We start from the raw sequence: 4,942 nt of genomic DNA on the forward strand, positions 1-4,942 counted from the left end.
TAAAATTATTAGAAACGAGTAGTTCTAGGAAATGAAGGAATGAGGAACAGAGCTTATAATACATAAGTGAGTACCACAATGACTGAAATTGACGACGAAATACGAAGTTTATAAGAATTTTGAAAATATTCCGCGATAGCTCAACGGTGGAGCACTCGGCTGTTAACCGATAGGTTGAAGGTTCGAATCCTTTTCGCGGAGCCATATTTTAAAAATAAATAAAGTAAATTTAATAAAAACAAGTAGTTCTAGGAAGCAAAGAAACGAGGAACGGAGCTTATTAATAATAAGTGAGTACTGTAGTGACCGTAGCTGACGACGAAATACGTAGTTTATAGTAAATTTAATCTGGTGATGATGGTTTAGAGGGTAACACTCCTTTCCATTCCGAACAGGCAAGTTAAGCCTCTAGACGCCGAGAGTACTGCACGGGTGACTGTGTGGGAGGGTAGGTTGTTGCCAGGTAGTACCAAGTTAATCTTGGTAATAAGGATCTTTAGCTCAGTTGGTTAGAGCAACCGGCTCATAACCGGTAGGTCCGGGGTTCGAGTCCCTGAAGGTCCACCATATTTGGGGGTATAGCTCAGTTGGGAGAGCACCTGCCTTGCACGCAGGGGGTCAAGAGTTCGAATCTCTTTATCTCCACCATTAGCAGTTCGAAAGAACTGCTTTTTTTTATACTTTTTTACAAAATTCGACCTGATTCTATTAAACTTTTATATTAATTTACGATAATAATATATATTGTACAGTAGTAGAAAAAAATTAATATTATATTGAAATTGTAGCATTGAAATATAAAAAATTATTTTAAACATATATACAAATTATATCTTAATATAAAAATATATATTTTAAAGTAGATTTATGTCAATATAATGTAGAAAAAAATTAAAGCAATATTCAAACAATTAAGGCTAAATTAAGATATAATAAATTTGTATTAATTACTGTATATGTAAAAACATAGGAAGATAATATATTATTATGTACGAGGCAAATCAAATTAGGATGGAGGGACAATTTTGGAGAATTCTAAAAAAACACTAGGAGCTATTGCTGCCACTATGTGTGTTTACTCGGTTATAGGAAGTAAAACTGCATTGGCTGCAGGAACTCAAGTAGGAATAATTACTGTAAATAATTTGAACGTTAGATCTGAAAACAATACTTCTTCAAAAGTAATAGGTTCATTAAATGAAAATACAAAGGTAACTGTTCTAGAGAAAAAGGGCGATTGGTATAAGATAGATTATAATGGACAAAATGCATGGGTTTTTGGAGAATATGTTAAGATGGGTGAAAGTGCAAATTCGGATAACTCTTCATCTAATATAAATAAAAGTGGAATTGTTAATGTAATAGCATTGAATTTAAGAGAAGGTGCAGGTACAAATTATAATGTAGTTAAAACGTTGCCAAAAGGTACAAGCGTATTGATAATGGAAAATCATGATGGATGGTATAAAATAAATGTAAATGGATCTATGGGTTATGTATCTTCTGAATATGTGAGTTTTTCAGAGAATATAACTAACAATGATAAAGTTGCAGGGGAAAAGGGTAAAGTAAATGCAGATAGTTTAAATTTAAGAAGTGGTGCAGGAACTAATTATGGAGTTACAACTGTATTAGGAAAAGGAACAGAGGTAGACGTAGTAGAAAAATTAAATGGCTGGTATAAGGTAAATGCAAATGGTGTGAGTGGTTATGTATCTTCTGAATATATATCTTTATCAAGTGATGGTAATAATAGCAATAATAATAGTAATAATAATAGTCAAGCTACAGGAACAAAAGGAACTATTAGTGCAGATGTTTTGAATGTAAGAAGTGGAGCTGGAACTAATTATAATGTTGTACATTCATTAAGACAAGGAACAGCTGTAGATATAATAGAAAAACTAAATGGTTGGTATAAAATTAGTGTAAATGGGACTACTGGATACGTTTCATCTGAATATGTAAATTTAAATGGAACCGGTGGAGAGTCTAATTCAGGGGGTTCTAATGAAACAGAAATTAATAAAACAGGATATGTAGATGCAGAGGCTTTGTTTGTAAGATCTGGTCCAGGTACATCATACAATCATTTAGGAATTTTGAATTCTAATGCTAAAGTTGAAATTTTATCTGAAAGTAATGGATGGTATAAAATAAAATATAGCAATGGAGCAGGATATATTTGCAAAGATTATGTAAGTTTTAATTCTAATAATAATGAGAATAACAGTGGTAATATTGAAAACGTAAATAAAATAGTAGTAGTAACTGCATCGGCCTTAAATGTAAGAAGTAGTGCAGATACAAATGGAAAAATTGTTGCAACATTAACATATGGAGCTAAAAGTCAAGTAACTGCTCATTCAAATGGATGGTATAAAATATCTGTACAAGGAATTGAGGGATGGATTTGTGGTGATTATGTCAAAATTTATGATGGCAGTGAAGAAGTTGGACCAATAGTTAACGAAACTCCATTAATAGAATCTAGGTATAGTGGGGCAGATATAGCTAATAAGGCTAAAGAGTATATTGGCGTTCCTTATTTATGGGGTGGATTTACGCCATTAGGATTTGACTGCTCAGGATTAGTTCAATATGTATATAAACATTTTGGTATAAGTGTATCGAGAACAACTTATTATCAAGTCAATGAAGGTCAAACAGTTAGTAGAGGGAATCTTGTAGCAGGAGATTTAATATTTTTTACAACTAATGATGATGACCCAAATGATATTTCTCATGTTGGAATATATATAGGTGGGAATGAGTTTATTCATGCACCAGGACCAGGAGAGTTTATTAAAATATCAAATTTAAACAATGATTACTTTAATAGTAGATATTATGTAGCAAAAAGAATAGTTAAATAAATTTTAAAGTTTTTAATTTATATTATATAATATAATTAACAAGATTTAGTAGAGCATAAGATTAAAAGAAAAGAAGAGCTTTTAATTTTATGCTTTTATATTAATTAAAAAGGGGTGGCAGTGAATGAAAAGTCCATACGTATTTACACCTGGACCAACATCAGTTAGGGAAAATGTTAGATTAGCAAGGGCACAACAATGTACTAATCCAGATTTAGATTTACAATTTTATGATTTTTATAAAGGAACCTGCGAAAAGATAGGAAAAATAATAAAGACCTCAAATCCAATTTATATATTAAGTGGAGAAGGCATTTTAGGATTAGATTCAGCATGTGCATCTTTAACAGAAGAAGGGGATAGGGTCTTAGTTATAGATAATGGTGTTTTTGGAGCTGGATTTGCTGACTTTGTGAAAATATATGGAGGAAAACCTGTTACATATAAGTCAGATACAACTAAAGATATTAATATAGATGATTTAAGAAGGTTTTTAGAAAAAGATAGTGATTTTAAGTATGCTACAATAGTGCATTGTGATACACCATCAGGGCTCTTAAATAATATAGATAAGGTATGTCCGTTATTAAAAGAGTTTAATATATTAACAGTTGTGGATACAGTTGCATCTATGGGTGGAGAGGATATCAGAGTCGATGAGTGGAAGATAGATATTGCACTGGGGGCATCACAAAAGGTTTTATCAGCTCAACCAGGTCTTACTATAGTATCTATTAGTGAAGAGGCATTAAGAGTAATGGAAAATAGAAAAAAACCTATAATGGGATTTTATAATAATTTAACTATATGGAAAAATTATTATAAAGAAAAATGGTTTCCATATACTATGCCAATAAGTGATATAGTTAGTTTAGACGTAGCATTAGATAACATTTTAAACGAAGGTATAGAAAATGTTATAAAAAGACATTATAAATATGGAAATGCTGTAAGAAAAGCTATACTAGAATATGGGTTAGAGCTGTTTATAGAAAAAGGACAGGCTAACACAATAACAGCAGTTAAAATTCCGGAGTTTATAGGATGTGATAAACTAATAAAACATATGTTAGAAGAATATAATGTTTTAATTGCAGGATCTTTTTCTTATATGAGTGGAAAAGTAATAAGGATAGGACATATGGGAGAAAATGCAGACAAAGATAAATTAACATATTTGCTAAGTATATTAGAAAAATCACTTATGGATTTGGGATACAATAAGAAGAGTAAAAGCTTAGTTGAAGAGTTTTTAAAAAACTTATAATTTAATAAAGAAAAATGGAACTATCACTTTATCGATTTAAAAAAAGATAATAAAGTGATAGTTTTTTTACTATAAAAAACTAATTTATATAAAGGTAAAACTCTTTCAACTTATTTATTAAATGAGGAAACTTAAAATTATCCATTACAAGACTTGGATACACCAAATAGTGAGACATGCTCCAAATCACTTAGAATTCAACACTGCATCTTGTATGAAAATATTTTAAAATCATTGAATAAATTTAAATTGAAGCTTGTTTTCCTATATAGGGTTCCAAGTTGACTTTTAAAATTATCCATTTCAAAACTTGGATATCCTAAATAGTGAGACATGCTCTGAATCGCTTAGAATTCAACACTACATTTTGTATGAAAATATTTTAAAGTTATTGAATAAATTAAAATTCGAGCTTGTTTCCCTATATATTTAAGGAAATTAAAAGAATTAGTAAAACAAACAGGACCTAGTGTGTCAATAATAGTAAATTAAAGAAAGAAAAAGGAAAATAAACTATAATAAGATTTAACTAGTAAAATTGCAGTTAATATATGTATAAATAATTAAATTACAGTATATAATAAATCTTGTCGCTAGGGCAACCAAGTAAGTAACTCAAGCGATAAAGATTTAAATTTTAAAAAAGTTTTTACAAAAAGGTATTGACAAAAAAGTTTAAATCTAGTAAACTTGTAAAAGTCGTCAGGTAATGACGAATTGGTCTTTGAAAATTAAACAGATAAATATAGGTAAAACCAGTTAATTCATTTGAGAATCTATTTTGTAGAGACTCACATCG

Annotated in this window: 2 protein-coding genes, 3 tRNA genes and 1 rRNA gene; all 6 read left to right on the forward strand. The window is 30.0% G+C overall.

The window, feature by feature from the left end:
• The first annotated feature begins 129 nt into the window (after window positions 1-129).
• The 6 genes from AZI32_RS16700 to AZI32_RS16725 all read left to right on the forward strand — a co-directional run bounded on the left by AZI32_RS16700 (window position 130) and on the right by AZI32_RS16725 (window position 4,143).
• Window positions 130-204 (forward strand) — tRNA-Asn (locus tag AZI32_RS16700).
• 143 nt (window positions 205-347) lie between these two features.
• Window positions 348-465, forward strand: a 5S ribosomal RNA gene (rrf, locus tag AZI32_RS16705).
• Between the two features lie 25 nt (window positions 466-490).
• Window positions 491-567, forward strand: a tRNA-Ile gene (locus AZI32_RS16710).
• Between the two features lie 5 nt (window positions 568-572).
• A tRNA-Ala gene (locus tag AZI32_RS16715) sits at window positions 573-648 on the forward strand.
• 377 nt (window positions 649-1,025) lie between these two features.
• Complete coding sequence (locus AZI32_RS16720) at window positions 1,026-2,876, forward strand: SH3 domain-containing protein (protein WP_061997060.1); 1,851 nt, start codon at window positions 1,026-1,028, stop codon at window positions 2,874-2,876.
• Between the two features lie 124 nt (window positions 2,877-3,000).
• Window positions 3,001-4,143, forward strand: a complete 1,143-nt coding sequence (locus AZI32_RS16725; protein ID WP_061997062.1) for an alanine--glyoxylate aminotransferase family protein — start codon at window positions 3,001-3,003, stop codon at window positions 4,141-4,143.
• Window positions 4,144-4,942: the final 799 nt, after the last annotated feature.

It is taken from the genome of Clostridium sp. ATCC 25772, from assembly GCF_001573875.1.
In the GTDB taxonomy this organism is placed as follows: domain Bacteria; phylum Bacillota; class Clostridia; order Clostridiales; family Clostridiaceae; genus Clostridium_J; species Clostridium_J senegalense.